The following is a 15,729-nucleotide window of genomic DNA, read 5'->3' as shown; positions in this document are numbered from 1 at the left end:
CCCGACCCCGGCGTATGGGCACGCCACTGGAACCACGGGAGCGGCAGGTCGAGGAAGTGCTGGAACGACTCTACGAGGAGTACCCCGACGCGACCATCTCGCTGAACTACGCGACGCGGCTGGAACTGCTCGTCGCAGTCGTCCTCTCGGCGCAGTGCACCGACGAACGGGTCAACGAGGTCACCGCCGATCTGTTCGAGAGATACACCTCGGCGGCCGACTACGCTGCGGCCGACGAGTCCGAGTTGGCCGAGGACATCTACGGGATCACGTTCCACAACAACAAGGCGGGGTATCTGAAGTCGATCGGCGAGGCGCTGATCGAGGACCACGACGGCGAGGTGCCCGACACGATGGCGGACCTCACCGACCTCAAGGGGGTCGGCCGCAAGACGGCGAACGTCGTCCTCCAACACGGCCACGACGTGGTCGAGGGCATCGTCGTCGACACGCACGTCCAGCGACTCGCCCGCCGACTCGGGATCACGACCGAGGAGCGCCCCGAAGCCATCGAGACGGACCTGATGGAGGTCGTTCCGGAGTCTGACTGGCAACAACTCACACACCTGCTCATCAGCCACGGCCGAGCGACCTGCGACGCCCGCAACCCGGACTGTGGGGACTGCGTCCTCGGAGACGTCTGTCCGTCGTCGAAACTCGACGCCGAGGTTGACCTCGCGAGCGGCGAGGCGTGGGGGTAGCGTCGGGAGCGATCGGTCCGGTCAGAGGTGTAACTGGACGTACCGAGCGACACCGATGAGGTAGGCACCGAGCCAGAAGACGACGTAGCCGAAGACGCCGATCCGGAGCCGTCCCCGCCACGCGCCCATGTTCTCGTGGAGGTCGTTCAGGTCGACGTCGCGGTCCGGGTCGCGGTAGAGGTTGGCCTCGTACTTGGCTTGGAAGATGCGGACGATGCCGGTGAGCGCGAACGCGAGCATCGCGTACGCCTGCAGTCCGAGCACCGCGTGCAGGACGGCGAGGCCGCCGAACTGATCGGGGAGTCGGGGGACCATCCACCCGGCGACGGGAACCGTCGTCAGGGCGAGGCCGACGACGATGTACTTCAGGTGTCGGAGCAGGACCTCCCACGTCACCGTCTCGGTGTCGATGACGATCCACGCGCCGTAGAGGTAGAAGGGGAAACTCGCGGTCACGGAGAGTCCGGCGAGGGTCGCCGTCGTCGCCTCACTTACCATCGCCTGACGTTGGGACGGCGAGGTTAAAACGGACCCGACTCTGGGGTGAGGTCGGAAAGCGTATGCCACTGTGGGCCCAACCCCGGCCGATGGCCGATTCGTCACCGTCGTCGACCGACGAGACCGACGACGCCCCGCGGTCGAGTGCCGAGGGGGAGAGCGACAGCGCCGGCGAAGGCGGGAAGGTGGCCTCGGACGACGTGGAGACCCTCCGCCGAGAGGTCGAGGAGAAGTACGACTTCGACGACTTCGGTCCGGACGACATGGCCGAGATGAGCGTCGACGAGTGGGAGGCGGCGTTCGACCCCGAGACGTGGGTCGTCGGCCCGGAACTGCTGGACCGCGTCGATCAGGACCTCAAGGGTCGCATCGCGACCCGGGAGGTGTTCGCCGTCGTCGAACGCTTCGAGACCGAGGGCGAGGAGCGACTGGTCGCCTACTCCGACGAGGGGTACGCCATCGTCGCCCCGGACGGAAGCGTCGAGGGACGGGGGACGGTGTTGCGGGACGTGAAGCCGACGGTCGCGCTGTGTTCGATGGACTCCTACGACGTGCCCGAGGCCCCCGACGACGTGTCGCTCCCCGACCCGGACGACGTTCCCGAGGGGACCGGACAGTTGGGCAACAACCTGCTCCAGTTCGTCGCGTTCGCACAGATCCTGACCGGGCTCGGACTGCTCGCGGCGTGGCTGTTCACCGACGCCGTCCCGACGCCGCGTGGCGTCGTCAACCTCGTGCCGCCGGTGGTGAGCCTGGTGTTCGTCGGCATCGGCGTCTTCCTGTTCGCCGTCGTCGCGAACGCACGCCTCTCGGATCGGTTCCGCGCCGAGGAGTTCCGCGACCGACTGCGGGCGGTCGGCGTCGACGAGGACGACCGTCCGGACTTTCTACCTCCACTGGAGGAGGGGTCGGCGGAGACGGCCCCCACGGACCGCACGTCGTCCGATCACGACTGATTTCCACGGTTGAGTCGGTGGGTTTAAGCGCGTTCCATCCTGACGTTCGACCGTATGAAGAGGCGGGACTTCCTGAGAGTGGCCGGTGGATCCGCCGCCGCCGGAACGGCCGCCGCGACGGCGACGCCAGCCGCAGCGCAGGCGTCGTTCGACGGCTGGATGAGCGACGTGGGCAACTACAGTGAGGTCGCCGACGCGACCGGACAGGACGAGGTGACAGTCACCGTCGGGTCCCAAGCCAACGGCGGGAACTTCGGGTTCGACCCCGCGGCCGTCCAGGTCGATCCGGGGACGACCGTCGTCTGGGAGTGGAACGGCGAGGGTGGCCAGCACAACGTCGTCGCCGAGGAGGGTGGCGACTTCGAGAGCGAGACCACCGCCGAAGCCGGGTTCACGTTCGAGCACACCTTCGAGGAGGCGACCGTCGCCAAGTACTTCTGTCAGCCCCACCGCGGCTTGGGGATGAAAGGCGTCGTCGTCGTCGGCGACATGCCCGACTCCGGCGGCGGAGGCGGGGGGGGCGGCGGCGAGGGCGGCGGCGAAGTTGACCTCCACAGCCTCGGTGTGCCGATCCAGGCCCACTGGGTCGGCGCGGCGACCATCCTCGGTATCATCGTCTCGCTCGTGTTCAGTTTCTACGTCCTGAAATACGGCGAGTCACCGCACACCGGAACCGGACGAGGTGAGTGATCATGTCATCGAGTGGGAGCACCTACGGCGATATTCACCGCTACGAACCGGCCCGCGAGAGCACCGCAGCGGCCATCGCGATCGTCCTCCTAACCGTCATCGAGGTGGTGTTCGTGTTCATGTTCGCCTACGGCCTCGTGAGCGGATGGGGCCTCAGCGAGACGGGCAACATGTTCTTGGGCGCTATCTTGGCCGTGATCTTCGTCGACCTCGCGTTCATCCTCGCGCTGTACCGCAAGGAGTTCCTCCCCGACGTCGTCATCGTCAAGAAGCGACGCCGGAAGTGGGAGGACCTCTACATCCGCGAGGACGACGTCGACGGGGAAACCATCGGGGACGGCGCGTGGGACACGGTGAAACGCGCAGTGTACCCCTACTACAAGCGATAACCAATGAGCCTCAAAGAGAAAGACGACATGGACCACGAAGGGTGGATGAAGCGGAAGGATCTGACTCCCGTCGAGTCCACCTTCTTGGTGGCGCTCATCTGGATGGACAAGCGGCTCCGGATCGTCGACTACCTGGAGTTGCTCGAGAACCTGTACTACAAGGTCAACCTCCAGATGCCCAAGAGCCACACGGAACAGTACGACCTCGACAACAAGTTCTGGTACTGGTACCCGCTGTACGCGCTGGGGTCGTTCTCGACGCTGGCGTACGTCGTCGCGGCGGTCAGCGGGGCACTACTGGGCTTTTACTACGCGCCGGCACAGACCGGCGACCCGAGCACGGCGTACAACTCGATCACGTTCATCATGACGGACCTCCAGTTCGGATTCATGCTGCGGTCGATTCACCGGTGGTCCGCACAGGTGATGGTCGCGGCCGTGTTCCTCCACATGCTCCGCGTCTACTTCACCGGCGCGTACAAGGAACCGCGCGAACTGAACTGGCTGCTGGGCATCGTCCTGATCAGCCTGACGATGGTCTTCGGGTACACGGGCTACCTGCTCCCGTGGGACCAGTTGGCGTTCTGGGCCGGACAGATCGGCGTCGAGATGTCGCTGTCGATACCGCTGGCGGGTGAGTGGGTCGCCCAACTCCTGTTCGGCGGCTTCACTCTCAATCAGGCGACGCTCCAGCGGATGTACATCATACACGTGTTCCTGCTCCCGTTCGTCGTGACGGCGCTGATCGCGATTCACATCGGCATCGTCTGGGTGCAGGGCATCGCGGAACCCCACTAACAATGAGCGATACCGATACCGACACCGACGGCACCGAGGCTCGCACCGACGGAAGCGGCGGACCCGGCATCGTCGCGCCGGACGACGAGACGCCGAGTTGGCGAGAGCGCAAGGAACGAACCACGGGGCTCTCGCGACTCACCTACGAGTACTTCGAGCGCGCCCGCCGCGAGGACCAGGACCTCCGAACGGAGTCCGACTACGTCGAACGCGACGTACTCGCCTTCCCAACCTGGCCCCACGAGACGGTCCGCAACCTCTCCATCGCCGCCTTCTTCACGGGGATGATCTTCCTCCTGTCGGCGACGATGCCGCCACACATCGGTTCGCCCGCCAACCCGAGTTCCACGCCGGCGATCATCCTGCCCGACTGGTATCTCTACTGGTCGTTCGGCCTGCTGAAACTCGGCCCGCTGAACCCGGAACTCGCCATCATCGGTGGGCAGAAGATCACTGCCGACCGGACCTACGGCGTGCTCGCGAACGTCGTCGTCGTGGGCGTCATCGCCATGGTGCCCTTCCTGAACAAGGGGTCGGCCCGGCGTCCGGTCGAACAGCCGTTCTGGTCGGCCGTGGGCGTCGGCGGCGTCGTGTTCGCGTTCACCATCAGCCTGCTCGCGGTCAAGAACCTGATGCCGATGAACATCCACCTGCTCTTCGATCTGACGTTCCTCCTGCCCATCGTGGCGACGACGGTCACCTACGCGGTGCTGAAGACGATGCGCGAAGGGTACATGTACGACCTCAACCGTCGGTACTACCGGCTTCGACCGCCGAAGTAACGCCGGATGGCGTCCCCTTCCGACGACGACGCGGACGACCGTGACGGCGGGCGAGACCGAGGACGCGGGCGGGACGTCGTCGTCCCGATGCGCGTGTACAAGACCGTCACCGTCTTTTCGACGCTGATCGCTATCCTCGGGGTCGTCGTCGGCTTCGTGTTGCTCGACGCCGCGACGATCCGACTCAGTCTCCTGCGCCGTGCCGTGCTCGGTGTGCTCGGGACGCTCGGCGTCACGCCGCCGGAGACGGTGCTGAGCGCCGCGCTCGCGGTCGCCGGTCTCGTCGCCATCTCCTTCGGTGCGGGCGTCTACGTGTTGGGAACCCGGTTTCGAGCCCGCGGAATGGGAAACCCTCAAGAGGACGCCGACGAATCATCCGACAATGGCTGACGAATTCATCAAGGGGCTCGGCATCTTCACCGGTGCTGGGCTCGGCTGGATCGTGCTCGCGGGGTGGTACCGGACGCCGGGGTTCGAGAGCACGAAACAGCTCATCAGTCCGGCTTCCCCGAGTCCGGCGAACGCCGACCTGTTCAACCTCCTCGCAATCGGGCTGATGGACGTGCTGTTCTGGTTCGCGATCCTCGGTCCGCTGGCGTTCTGGGTCGTCCTCCCGGCGATCCGCGAGGCTGGCGACGCGATCGAGAACCGACGCAACGCGTAGCGACCAGCCGGAGGTCGTTCGGGAACGCGGTACCGAGTGAGAAAGCGAGTGTCGTCCGTCGGACCCCGAAACAGGACGCCGTCACCGTGCCGCGTGACGCGTCGGCCGGAAACGACGGAGAGGGCGCCGCCGATCAGATGATGGCGTTCCAGAGCGGTTCGACGAAGACGAACAAGCTCTGGTAGCCGGCGTACAGCAGGGCGAGCAGCGACGCCGCGACGGCGCCTTTGGGCCGCTCGAACGTCATGTCGTTACGGGCCTCGACCTGCCGGGATTCGAACTCGAAGAAGTCCGTCAGCAGGAGGCCGACGGCGATGACCGACATGACCATCCCACCGTGGGGTTCGACGATCAGGAACACGAACGAGACGAAGACCAGCGCGAGGGTCGAGAGCGAGTGCGGCGTGTACCGGCTCAGTTCCTCGGCACCGTCCTCGACCTGTCGCTCGTGGACGGAATGGGCACGGATGCGGGTGAGCATGTTCACCACCACCAGCGCCAGCACCGCGTGCGCGATGTACGGCTCGAGCGCATCGAGGGCGCCGATCGGGACGGCGAACTGTAGCGGTTGCATGCGTTGAACTGGGTAGGTGACTCATTAGAAGTTTTCCGTTCGAGTCGACACGAGCGCGACGGAGTCGACGCGTTCGATCCGGAGGTCGGCCCCGACGCCGACGGAGCCGTGCCGAACCCCGTCGAGGAAGAGGGCGATCTCCCCGTCGCGCACCACCGAGAGCGCAAGGCCGGTGTCGGGGTCGACGACGGTGGTGTCGGCACCCGTCGAGAACGGCGCGACGGGGACGACGACGACGCCGGTCGTCGCGTCGAGCACCGGGCCACCGGCCGCCGCGGCGTAGCCGTCGCTCCCGATCGGCGTGGCGACGACGATGCCGTCGGCCCGGACCGACGTCGCCGTCCCGTCGCCGGCAACGGCGTACTCGGAGATGCTCGCGGGGGTCGCGGTCACGAGTACCACGTCGCGGAGGAGTCTGCCGACGATAGTTCCGTCCCGTCGGACACGGAGGACGGGATGGGTGTCGATGTGGCCCTCGCCGGCATCGACGGCGGCGAGGGAGTCACAGAGCGCCGACCGATCGACGACGTGCCGCCCCCCGCCGTCGATCACGGGGAGGACGGGCACTTCGGGCGGATCGGTGGCGATGGATCGGAGGCCCGCCTCGCCGACGGCGAGGACGGCGTCGAGTGCGTCGTCGTCCTCGGGGGCGACGGCGGCGTCGACGGCGTCGAGCACACCCCGCACGTCGGTGTCGTCACCCCGGACGCCGACGTTCACGGGCGCGCCTCCCCGGAGGCTCCGACCGGCGGGCGTCGTCGGCTCCCCGTCCCCCCGTCGGCGTGGCGTCGCGTCCGCTGCATGCGCGGACGTTGCCCCACGGATCTAAAAAGACCCACCGCTCCCGAACGGCCAGGCGCCGGTGGCCCGCATCCCCTCGGCCAGATCCGCGCGTTCGAGGTCGGCGGCGACGGCGTCGGGGGACCGGCGGTCGATCCGATCGGCGTCGGCGAGGGCGGCGACGAGCGGTGCCAGGAGGATGGCTCCCTCGCGGAGCGTCCGGCGCTCCAGTTTGTCGAGCGTGTCGGCTCGGGTGTGTCCCCAGCCGCGTCCTCGCTCGTCGCCTTCGCTCGACACCAGCAGTCCGGGGATCCCCCGCGCGACGAACGGCCAGTGGTCGCTGTGGGGGTGTGGCGTCGGGCGGACGGAGATGGGGTGGTCGAACCGGTCGGCGACGTCGTTGACGGCCACTTCGAGGGCGTCGAATCCGTTGGTGTAACACTGGAGCGTCCGACCGCGACAGACGCCGTCGCAGTTGACGACGGCCTGTACCGCGTCGGGGTCGACCAGGTCGGCCTCGCGTTTCGAGCCGCGGAGGCCGACCTCCTCGGCACCGAAGCAGACGACCCGGACCCGGCGGTCGAGCGGGGCGTCGCGGGCACGGAGCGCACGGACGACTTCGAGGACCGTCGCTGTTCCGGCGGCGTTGTCGACGGCACCCTCCGCGACGTCGTGAGCGTCGACGTGGCTCGTCAGGTACACCGCCCGATCGGTGTCGGGGCCGATGTCGGCACGGACGACGCCGCTGGTCGCCTCGGGGGTCGCGCAGTCGACGCGGACGGTCACCTCGTCGCCCGCGTGCCGTCGACACAGGCGGGTGCCGGCCTCCTTGCTGACGCCGACGGCGGGGACGGGGCCGAGCGGCGAGTCGTCGGTGCCAACGCTGCCAGTGGGCGCGAGACAGCCGGGAGTGTGGTTCCGGAAGACGAAGGCCGACGCGCCCGCCTCGACGGCGCGGTAGTACTTCTCGCGCCGGTGGATGAACCGGTCGTAGTGATCGGGAACGGTCGAGGAGACGACGACGACCGCGCCGTCGAGGTCGGCATCGAAGTCGTCGGGGAGGCCGTCGCCGCAGTCGACGAGGCGGCCGGTCGCGGTCCCGGCGGGACTCCGCGGGAGAGCGGTGGTGTCGACGGACTCGTCGGGGGTGTCGACGCCGCTCGACGAGCGGACCCATCCCTGAACGTCGAACTCGTCGACGTGGGCGTTCCGGGCGCCGAGTTTGTCGAGGGCGTCCCGCGTCGCGGTCAACCCCTCGCGCTCGCCCGCTCCTCCCGCCATTCGGTCGCCGATATCGACGAGTCGCTCCAAGTGTTCCCATCCCACGTCGCTCGTGAACGTCCCACCGATCCAGTCGGTCATGTGGCCACCTGCGTCCCGGCGTGGCTAACGGTTTCGGTCGGGGCAGCCGACGGCAGGGAGACCGCACGTCGAACGTCGAGTGGTCGACTGACAGTTGTCGAAGCCGAAACGCCCGCGAAACGGCACGAGAGGCGTCGAATCCGGCAGGTCTTTAGTAGTTCGCACACGTATGGGATTTCATGACAGGGGTACGAGTCGCCGGCGTGGGACTGACCGAGTTCGGGCGACATCCGGAGCGAACCGGCCGCGACATGTTCGCCGAGGCCGCACTCGCCGCCCGGACCGACTCCTCGGTGCCGGTCGAAGACGTCGAGGAGATCAACTACGGGAACTTCATGGGATCGCTGGCCGAACGACAGGGCCACCAAGCCCCGCTCATGGCCGAGATGATCGGGAGTCGGTGTTCGGCGACCCGCTACGAGGAGGCGTGTGCCTCGGCGGGCGTCGCGGTCAGGGAGGCCGTTCGGTCGATCCGCTCCGGCGAGAACGACGTGGTGCTCGCGGGTGGCTGTGAACGGATGACCAACCTCTCGACGGCGGAGGTTACCGAGGGGCTCTCGACGGCCGCCGACGACCTGTACGAGATCAGGGCGGGCGTCACGTTCCCCGGGGCGTACGCGCTGATGGCGCGGGCGTACTTCGACCGGTTCGGCGGCGGGCGTGAGGACCTCGCACACATCGCGGTGAAGAACCACGACAACGCCATGCCCAACGAGTACGCCCAGTTCCACCGGGAGATCACCGTCGAGGAGGCGCTCGACGCGCCGATGGTCTCCGAACCGCTTGGCCTCTTCGACGCCTGCCCGGTGACCGACGGGGCGAGCGCCGTGGTGCTCGTGAGCGAGGACTACGCCGACGCCAACGACCTCGACGCGCCGGTGTCGGTGACGGGAAGTGGACAGGGCGGTGACAGTCTCGCGCTCCAGAACCGGCACCACCTCGCGGTCACGCCCGCGACGGAGCGGGCGGCCGCCGAGGCGTACGAGGACGCCGGAATCTCGGCCGACGCGGTCGACCTGGTCGAGGTCCACGACTGTTTCACCATCGCCGAAGTGCTGGCGATCGAAGGACTGGGCTTCTACGAACCGGGTGAGGGGATCGGTGCCGCGCGGCGCGGCGAGACGACGGCGACCGGCGAGCGTCCGGTGAACCTCTCGGGTGGCCTGAAGGCGAAGGGCCATCCGGTCGGGGCGACCGGCGGAAGTCAGATCGCCGAGATGACGCGACTGCTCCGTGGTGACCACCCCAACAGCGAGTACGTCGAGGACGCCACGGTGGGCGTCACGCACAACGCGGGCGGGACCGTCGCGTCCGCGGCCGTCCACGTGCTGGAGGTGGACCGATGACCGACGCCGGCTACGACGAGTGGCTCGACGCCATCGGCGAGGGCGAGGGGTACTACCTGGAGTGCCCCGACGGACACGGCTCGCTCCCGCCGCGGCGAGTGTGCCCCGAGTGTGCGACGCCGGAACTCGACCGGACCCCACTCCCGGAGTCGGGGACGATCGAGACGTTCACCGTCTGTCACGTCGCCGGCCCGAGTTTCGCGGACGAACAGCCGTACGTGACGGCCATCGCCGAGTTCGGCCCAGTGCGACTGACCGGCGTCGTCAGGGGGACCGATCCGGAGGACGTGACCGTCGGCGCGCCCGTCGAGGTGGGCAAGGGGACCAACGAGACGACCGGCGAGGACATGGTCGTCCTGCGGCTCAGATAGCGTCCCGAACCGCCTCGACGAAGGCGTCGGGATACTCGACGTGGGGCAGGAGTTTCGCGTGGTCGAAGACGACGAGTCGAGCGTCGGCCTCGTCGGCCAACTCCCGACCACGGGCGAGCGGTGGGAGGGTGGCGTCGCGCCCCCAGACGACCGTGGTGGGCGCGTCGATTCCGCGGAGCGTCGGTCCGAGGTCCAGCGTCGAATTACAGTACCCGGCGACGAAGGAGGTGACGGCGTAGCGCGCGTTGGGTTGGTGGGTGGTGCGCCACTGGTAGTCGGTCCACTCCTCGGAGACGGCCGCGGGGTCGGCGTAGGCGTGGTCGGCGTTGAAGTAGCGGATCGACGGCCTCGAGACGAGGAGGTCGAAGAGCGCGGTCCCGACGGCGGGCGAGCGCAGGAGTTCGCGAAGCCACACCTTCGGCGGGTCGGGGCCCGCGACGGTCGTCGGGCAGACGAGGAGGAGCGCCGAGACGTCGACCCCGAACTCGTCGACTGCGCGGGCGACGTACGCGGCCGAGAGCGACGAGGCGACGACGGCGGGGTCGTCGAACGCACCGAGGAAGTCGGCGACGAAGTCCTCGTAGAGCGTCGCCGAGTAGCGGAGGTCGGGGCGATCCGACCGACCGAATCCCGGGAGGTCGGGGACGATCACGTGGTGGGTCTCCGCGAGGGCAGCGACGACTTCGCGGAACTCGCCGGCGGAGCCGGCGGCGTTGATGCCGTGGAGACAGACGAGGTCGGGGTCGTCCGGATAGCCAGCCTCGGCGTAGGCGACGTCGAGGTCGCGCCAGCGGTACGTCCGTTCGGGGGTGTCGAGTGCGGGTTCGAGTTCGCCCGCGGCGTCGCGCAGGAGTCGGCCGCCGGCGACGGCCGCGGCGGTGCCGAGACCCGCGATGGCGGCGAGGCGTCGAAGTCGCATGGCTAGCGATTGGTCGCGGGCGTCTTATACTGTCGGCCGCCGGCGCGACGGTCACGCTCAGTCCCGACGGCGCTCCACGCAGTCGGCCAGTGGGTCGAGCACCCGGTCGGCGACGGTGTAGGGGTCGGTCTCTCGGGCCTGTACCTCGTCGACGAGGGCGTCGATCCCGCCGTACCGATCGAGCTCGTCCTCCAGGAGGTCGACGGCGTCCGATCGGAGCAGCCGGCGGATCTCCTCGGCGTACCGGGTTCGCTCCCGTCGGTCGAGTTCGCCGCTCATCCGGAGGTGGTCGTAGTGGTCGTCGATAGCGTCGATCAGGTCGTCGACGCCGGTCCCCTCGGTGGCGACCGTCTCGACGATCCGGGGATCCCAGGCGTCGGCCTCGTCGTCGGCCGCCGGGTCATCGCCGACAGCCGTGCCCGCACCGTGGTGGCCGGCGTCGACCGCCGTCGTCCCGTCGCGCATGTGAAGCATCTCCTGGAGGTCCGAGACGGTCGTCCGTGCCCCGTCCATGTCGGCCTTGTTGACGACGAACAGGTCGCCGATCTCCAGGATGCCGGCCTTGAGCATCTGGACGTCGTCGCCGCTGCCGGGTTGGACGAGGACGACGACCGTGTCGGCGGTGCGAACCACGTCCACCTCGTTCTGTCCGGCACCGACCGTCTCGACGACGATGCGGTCCTTGCCGAAGGCGTCGAGCGCCGTGATCGCGTCGCCGGTAGCCGTCGACAGGCCACCCAGTTGGCCGCGGGCACTCATCGATCGAAAGAACACGTCCATGTCGCCGACGTTCGAGGCCATGCGGATGCGGTCGCCGAGCACCGCCCCACCGGAGTAGGGCGACGAGGGATCGACCGCGATCACGCCGACGGTGAGCCCGCGATCACGGTAGCGGCTGGCGAGTTTGTCGACCAGCGTGGACTTGCCCGCGCCCGGACTGCCGGTGACGCCGATCACCTCCGCGTCGCCGGTGTGGGCGTGCAGCGCCGAAACGAGGTCGCGGTGACCCGGCTCGCGGTTCTCGATTTTCGTGATCGTGCGGGCGAGCGCCCGGTGGTCGCCGTCGAGGACGCCCGTGACTAGATCTGCAGCGTCGGTCTCGCTCATCGGTCGGGGACGTGTTCGCGGACGAACTCGATGGTCTCGCTCATCGGCGTTCCGGGACCGAACACCTCGGCGACACCGGCCGCCTTCAGTTCGCGGCGGTCGTCGTCGGGGACGATCCCGCCGACGATGACCAGCGTGTCCTCGAACGCGCCGTACTCTTTCAACCCCTCGATCACCTTCGGGATCAGCGTGTTGTGCGCCCCCGAGAGGATCGAGATGCCGAGGACGTCCACGTCCTCCTGGACGGCCGCCTGGACGATCTCCTCCGGCGCGCGGTGTAACCCCGAGTAGATCACCTCGAACCCGGCGTCACGGAAGGCGCGCGCGATGACGTGTGCCCCGCGGTCGTGTCCGTCGAGACCGACCTTGGCGACGAGACACCGGATCGTCCGCTGTTCCTGCCCTGCACTCATGTGTGATCGTTCATCATACGGCCGTTTGACTCTAACGGAGTCGTCGATCCGGCGGCTACTTTTATGATAGAGCGGGATGTTAACGACAGACATGTACCGACGCAAACCGACGGCAGACCTCGGAAGCCGGACGGTCGCTGCCGTGACGAGCATCGTGTTGACAATTCTCGCCGTCGTGACGGGTTCGGTCCGTCGGGCCCGCGACAGGATGGTACGGGCGGGGCCGGGGACCGCCACGCCGTCGGCGTCGCCGTCGCGGCCACCCGCGGTGACCACGACCGGACTGGGGGGTGCGTCCGCATGAGCCTGCTCGGCAAACTGCTGTCGCTGTTCGGCGGGGGGTCGAGTGCGGACACCGCCGAGACGGAGCCCGAACCGGAACCGGAAGCGACGGAGGCGCCCGAATCGGAAGCCGACGCGGATGCCGAGGACGCGGAGAGCGAAGACGAGGAAGCGGACGACGACTCCATGCACTCCGGCGAACTCGCCGCCGCCGCCGACCCACGCCGCGACCCCAGCGAAGACGACACCGTCGCCGACCGCGCCGCCAACCCCGACGACCACGCGGCCTGACCCGGATCAGTCCCCGAGGTGGTCGTCGAGGAAGTCGGCGATTGCGGAGTAGGCGTCGATCCTGTTTTCGAGTTTCGTGAAGCCGTGACCCTCGTCCTCGAAGACGAGTTCGCGGACGGGGACGCCGGCCTCGCGGGCCTCCGCGACGATCCGTCGGGCCTCGCTCACGGGCACGCGCGGGTCGTTCTCGCCGTGGAGGACGAACAGCGGTGCCTCGACGTCGGGGACGTCGTGGATCGGGCTGATGGATTCGAGCAGTTCGCGATCCTCGTCGAGCGACCCGTACTCGGCCTCACGGAGCTCTCGCCGCCAGTCGCCCGTGTTCTCGAGGAAGGTGACGAAGTTCGCGATACCGACGATGTCGACGCCGGCCGCCCAGACGTCGGGGTACTCGGTCAGGGCGGCGAGCGTCATGAACCCACCGTAGGAGGCGCCCATCACCGCGATGCGGTCGGGGTCGACGGCGGGGTGGTCGCGAAGCCAGTCGGCACCGGCCTTCAGGTCGGCGACAGCGTCCATCCGCTTTGCGACGTCGTCGAGGTGGGTGTAGGCCTTCCCGTAGCCGGTCGACCCCCGGACGTTGGGTTCGAACACCGCGTAGCCCCGCGAGAGGAGGTACTGCTTCACCCGACGGAAGGAGGGCCGGCGCTGTGACTCGGGGCCACCGTGGACGTCGACGACCACGGGCGTCTCGCCGTGTCCGGTGTCGGTCGCGGGAAGCGAGAAGAAGGCGGGCACGTCGAGACCGTCGAAGGAGGGGTAGCGGACGAGTTCGGGCGCGACGAAGGAGTCACGGGGGATGCCAGCCGTCGAGGCGCGGGTCCAGCGGGTCACCTCGCCGGTCGTCGTCTCGACGACGTAGACGTTGGCGGTGTCGTCGCTTCGGGTGACCGTCAAGGCGAGGCGGTCGCCGTCGGGGGCGAAACTCACGCCGCCGGCGACCGACGGGGGGAGGTCGGGCGACGGGAAGTGGTCGATTCGCCCGGGTGCGACGAGTTCGGCGACCCGGAAGTCGGTGTAGCCGTCGACGTTGCGGGAGTAGGCCAGGCGCCGGGAATCTTGATCGAGTGCGACGCCGTCGACGTTCCAGTCGGCGGCGGCGAGGGGGTCCTCGGAACCGGGGTCGTCCGCCTCGACCGCCGACAGGTCGCCGGTGGCGAGGTCGATCCGCGAGAGCGAGAGGGTGTCGCCGTCGCGGTCGGTGACGAGGTAGACGTTCTCGCCGTCGGGCCCCCACTCGGCGCTCAGGTGGCGCACGTCGCCCTCGTGGGGCGTGAGGTGGCGGCGGTGGCCGGTTTCGACGTCGAGGGCGAACACGTCCTGGTCGAAACTGGAGTGGGACTCGGTGACGAGCAGTCGGTCACCGTCGGGGCTCCACCCGCCGACAGAGAGCCATCCCTCGCCCTCGTGGACGCGGACTGCGTCGTCGCCGACGGCGTCGCGGTCCTGGACGTACACGTCGAAGACGGCCTCGTCGCGGCGGTTCGAGACGAAGGCGAAGCGGTCGCCGTCGGGGTCCCACCCGCCGAACCAGTGTTTCGCTTCGGGGTGTCGGGTCAGATCCGTGATCGTGCCGTCGGCCGCGTCGAGGCGGTAGAGCGTCTCGCGTTCGTCGCCGCCGCGGTCACGGCCGACGATCAGTTCGGGGCGCTCGGGCGACCACGAGGCGAAGGTGACACGGTCGTCGAAGAAGGTGCGCTGTTCGGGCCAGCCGCCGGGGTCGTCGAGTGTCCACACCTGCGGGACGCCCGTCGTGTCCATCAGGAAGGCGATGCGGTCGCCGTCCGGACCGACGGACGCACCGTGGGCGCTGCGAACGTTGAGGTAGCGTTCGATGTCGAACATACCGGACGTTGTTCGGGCGCACCCAAACCCCTTCCCCCACCCGGTACCGTTGGCGCCGACGAACAAGAACTGATATGATACTGGCATGAACCGGTGGGTACGTAGATGGTCTACCGGTTCCAGTGCCGGCAGTGTCCCTTCACCGTCTGGTCGACGAGACGAGACGCAATCGCCGACGCCGCCGGCACCCACATCCTCAGCCACTACCGTGAGCGAGTGACCAAACAGGATTTCCGGATCCGGTGGAGTTGCCCGCACTGTGAACGGAGCGGTCAACACCACGACGGCGACGCCGGGATCGAGCGCTTCGAGCGACACCTGTTCGAACACGTCGAGTCGTCCGTGGAGTCGGGCGTCCACGTCGCGGACGATATCGACCGAACCGGTGGCGTACTGGTCCGCGCCGCGCGTGGGAGCACCGGTCTCGAAAACGCCCGGGTCCACTTTCTCTCCCCCGGGGAGATCGTACTGTTCGTGACGATGGCCCCCGCCGAACGGATCCGGTTGATCGACGACACGCTCCAAGAGTGGCCGACACGGACGATCATCCTCACGACCAAACCGGACCCGCTCGGCGACGTCTCGGATCTCGATCTCTCGGCGGCGTCACTGGAGGTCGTCCGCCTCGACAGCCGACTCGGTCTCTCCGAGGTCGGCGAGACGATTTCGCGGGTCGTCGGCGAGTACGAAGACGTCGGCGGGAAGATCGCTACCGAGTTCGACATTCTCCCTGAACTCGTCGAGAAGTTCGACCTGCAAACGGTGTTCAAGTTTCTCCACGTACTCGATACGCGATTGACACGGGCCGACGCCCTTGCGCACTATCACGTCGACCCACGAGCACAGTCGCAGTCGACGATCAACGTCCTCGGGCAGGCGTTCGACCTCTCGATCGCGGTCGACGACCGGCAGTTCGTCGCCGGGCCACGGTCCGAACTCGGCTGAGCCCTCCCCGTGGTGC

The 15,729-nt window shown here is 68.2% G+C and carries 21 protein-coding genes; 13 read left to right on the top strand and 8 right to left on the bottom strand.

Annotated features, from left to right (window positions below; genetic code table 11):
* Positions 1 to 14: 14 nt before the first annotated feature.
* Positions 15 to 701 (top strand): endonuclease III, encoded by a 687-nt coding sequence (nth, locus tag NBT81_RS06215; RefSeq protein WP_338741849.1) that lies wholly within the window; start codon positions 15 to 17, stop codon positions 699 to 701.
* 21 nt (positions 702 to 722) lie between these two features.
* Here the strand turns inward: nth and NBT81_RS06210 are convergent, their stop codons facing one another.
* A complete protein-coding gene (locus NBT81_RS06210) occupies positions 723 to 1,199 on the bottom strand; it encodes a DUF7321 family protein (protein ID WP_338741847.1) in 477 nt (158 codons plus the stop codon).
* A gap of 89 nt (positions 1,200 to 1,288) precedes the next feature.
* On the opposite strand from NBT81_RS06210, the gene NBT81_RS06205 reads away from it, so the two are divergent.
* Genes NBT81_RS06205 through NBT81_RS06175 form a run of 7 tightly spaced genes read left to right on the top strand, consistent with a single transcriptional unit; the run spans position 1,289 to position 5,478 of the window.
* The gene (locus tag NBT81_RS06205) at positions 1,289 to 2,155 is read left to right on the top strand and encodes a DUF7319 domain-containing protein (RefSeq protein ID WP_338741846.1); all 867 of its coding nucleotides are present in this window, start codon (positions 1,289 to 1,291) and stop codon (positions 2,153 to 2,155) included.
* A gap of 54 nt (positions 2,156 to 2,209) precedes the next feature.
* Positions 2,210 to 2,845, top strand: a complete 636-nt coding sequence (locus tag NBT81_RS06200; protein WP_338741845.1) for a halocyanin domain-containing protein — start codon at positions 2,210 to 2,212, stop codon at positions 2,843 to 2,845.
* Positions 2,846 to 2,847: 2 nt separating this feature from the next.
* Positions 2,848 to 3,234 carry a DUF7318 family protein gene (locus NBT81_RS06195; RefSeq protein ID WP_338741844.1) on the top strand — a complete coding sequence of 129 codons (387 nt, stop codon included), beginning with the start codon at positions 2,848 to 2,850 and terminating at the stop codon, positions 3,232 to 3,234.
* Positions 3,235 to 3,237: 3 nt separating this feature from the next.
* Positions 3,238 to 4,032, top strand: a complete 795-nt coding sequence (locus NBT81_RS06190) for a cytochrome bc complex cytochrome b subunit (RefSeq protein WP_338741843.1) — start codon at positions 3,238 to 3,240, stop codon at positions 4,030 to 4,032.
* Positions 4,033 to 4,034: 2 nt separating this feature from the next.
* Positions 4,035 to 4,814, top strand: a complete 780-nt coding sequence (locus NBT81_RS06185) for a cytochrome bc complex cytochrome b subunit (protein WP_338741842.1) — start codon at positions 4,035 to 4,037, stop codon at positions 4,812 to 4,814.
* A 6-nt stretch (positions 4,815 to 4,820) separates the two neighbouring features.
* The gene (locus tag NBT81_RS06180; RefSeq protein WP_338741841.1) at positions 4,821 to 5,204 is read left to right on the top strand and encodes a DUF7315 family membrane protein; all 384 of its coding nucleotides are present in this window, start codon (positions 4,821 to 4,823) and stop codon (positions 5,202 to 5,204) included.
* On the top strand, positions 5,197 to 5,478 hold the full coding sequence (locus NBT81_RS06175; RefSeq protein WP_338741839.1) for a DUF7314 family protein: 282 nt from the start codon (positions 5,197 to 5,199) through the stop codon (positions 5,476 to 5,478). Before NBT81_RS06180 ends, NBT81_RS06175 begins: the two co-directional genes overlap by 8 nt.
* A gap of 133 nt (positions 5,479 to 5,611) precedes the next feature.
* On the opposite strand, the gene NBT81_RS06170 is transcribed toward NBT81_RS06175, so the two are convergent.
* From NBT81_RS06170 to NBT81_RS06160, 3 genes are all read right to left on the bottom strand, one after another.
* A complete protein-coding gene (locus NBT81_RS06170) occupies positions 5,612 to 6,052 on the bottom strand; it encodes a DUF7313 family protein (protein ID WP_338741838.1) in 441 nt (146 codons plus the stop codon).
* Positions 6,053 to 6,076: 24 nt separating this feature from the next.
* Complete coding sequence (locus tag NBT81_RS06165) at positions 6,077 to 6,772, bottom strand: ATP-NAD kinase (protein ID WP_338741837.1); 696 nt, start codon at positions 6,770 to 6,772, stop codon at positions 6,077 to 6,079.
* 105 nt (positions 6,773 to 6,877) lie between these two features.
* On the bottom strand, positions 6,878 to 8,194 hold the full coding sequence (locus NBT81_RS06160; RefSeq protein ID WP_338741835.1) for a M28 family metallopeptidase: 1,317 nt from the start codon (positions 8,192 to 8,194) through the stop codon (positions 6,878 to 6,880).
* A gap of 179 nt (positions 8,195 to 8,373) precedes the next feature.
* Here NBT81_RS06160 and NBT81_RS06155 point away from each other — a divergent pair, with 179 nt between their 5' ends.
* On the top strand, positions 8,374 to 9,540 hold the full coding sequence (locus NBT81_RS06155; protein WP_338741834.1) for a thiolase C-terminal domain-containing protein: 1,167 nt from the start codon (positions 8,374 to 8,376) through the stop codon (positions 9,538 to 9,540).
* A complete protein-coding gene (locus NBT81_RS06150; RefSeq protein ID WP_338741833.1) occupies positions 9,537 to 9,911 on the top strand; it encodes a Zn-ribbon domain-containing OB-fold protein in 375 nt (124 codons plus the stop codon). Before NBT81_RS06155 ends, NBT81_RS06150 begins: the two co-directional genes overlap by 4 nt.
* Here the strand turns inward: NBT81_RS06150 and NBT81_RS06145 are convergent.
* Genes NBT81_RS06145 through NBT81_RS06135 form a run of 3 tightly spaced genes read right to left on the bottom strand, consistent with a single transcriptional unit; the run spans position 9,904 to position 12,350 of the window.
* Entirely contained in the window at positions 9,904 to 10,830 is a 927-nt protein-coding gene (locus tag NBT81_RS06145; RefSeq protein ID WP_338741831.1) for an alpha/beta hydrolase, read from the bottom strand. The genes NBT81_RS06150 and NBT81_RS06145 overlap by 8 nt on opposite strands.
* A gap of 57 nt (positions 10,831 to 10,887) precedes the next feature.
* Positions 10,888 to 11,937 (bottom strand): methylmalonyl Co-A mutase-associated GTPase MeaB, encoded by a 1,050-nt coding sequence (meaB, locus tag NBT81_RS06140; RefSeq protein ID WP_338741830.1) that lies wholly within the window; start codon positions 11,935 to 11,937, stop codon positions 10,888 to 10,890.
* Positions 11,934 to 12,350, bottom strand: a complete 417-nt coding sequence (locus tag NBT81_RS06135; RefSeq protein WP_338741829.1) for a cobalamin B12-binding domain-containing protein — start codon at positions 12,348 to 12,350, stop codon at positions 11,934 to 11,936. Before NBT81_RS06135 ends, meaB begins: the two co-directional genes overlap by 4 nt.
* A 91-nt stretch (positions 12,351 to 12,441) precedes the next feature.
* Between NBT81_RS06135 and NBT81_RS06130 the strand changes: the two genes are divergently transcribed.
* On the top strand, positions 12,442 to 12,654 hold the full coding sequence (locus tag NBT81_RS06130) for a hypothetical protein (protein WP_338741828.1): 213 nt from the start codon (positions 12,442 to 12,444) through the stop codon (positions 12,652 to 12,654).
* Positions 12,651 to 12,923 (top strand): hypothetical protein, encoded by a 273-nt coding sequence (locus NBT81_RS06125; protein ID WP_338741827.1) that lies wholly within the window; start codon positions 12,651 to 12,653, stop codon positions 12,921 to 12,923. The genes NBT81_RS06130 and NBT81_RS06125 overlap by 4 nt, the downstream gene beginning before the upstream one ends.
* Before the next feature lie 6 nt (positions 12,924 to 12,929).
* Here NBT81_RS06125 and NBT81_RS06120 read toward each other — a convergent pair whose 3' ends face one another.
* Positions 12,930 to 14,768 (bottom strand): S9 family peptidase, encoded by a 1,839-nt coding sequence (locus NBT81_RS06120; protein ID WP_338741826.1) that lies wholly within the window; start codon positions 14,766 to 14,768, stop codon positions 12,930 to 12,932.
* Positions 14,769 to 14,873: 105 nt separating this feature from the next.
* Between NBT81_RS06120 and NBT81_RS06115 the strand changes: the two genes are divergently transcribed.
* Positions 14,874 to 15,713, top strand: coding sequence for a DUF7504 family protein (locus tag NBT81_RS06115; protein WP_338741825.1), 840 nt, complete (start codon positions 14,874 to 14,876; stop codon positions 15,711 to 15,713).
* Positions 15,714 to 15,729 lie beyond the last annotated feature (16 nt).

The organism is Haloplanus sp. CK5-1, assembly GCF_037201915.1.
GTDB classification, from domain to species: Archaea; Halobacteriota; Halobacteria; order Halobacteriales; family Haloferacaceae; genus Haloplanus; species Haloplanus salilacus.
This window is presented reverse-complemented; position numbering and strand designations above follow the sequence as displayed.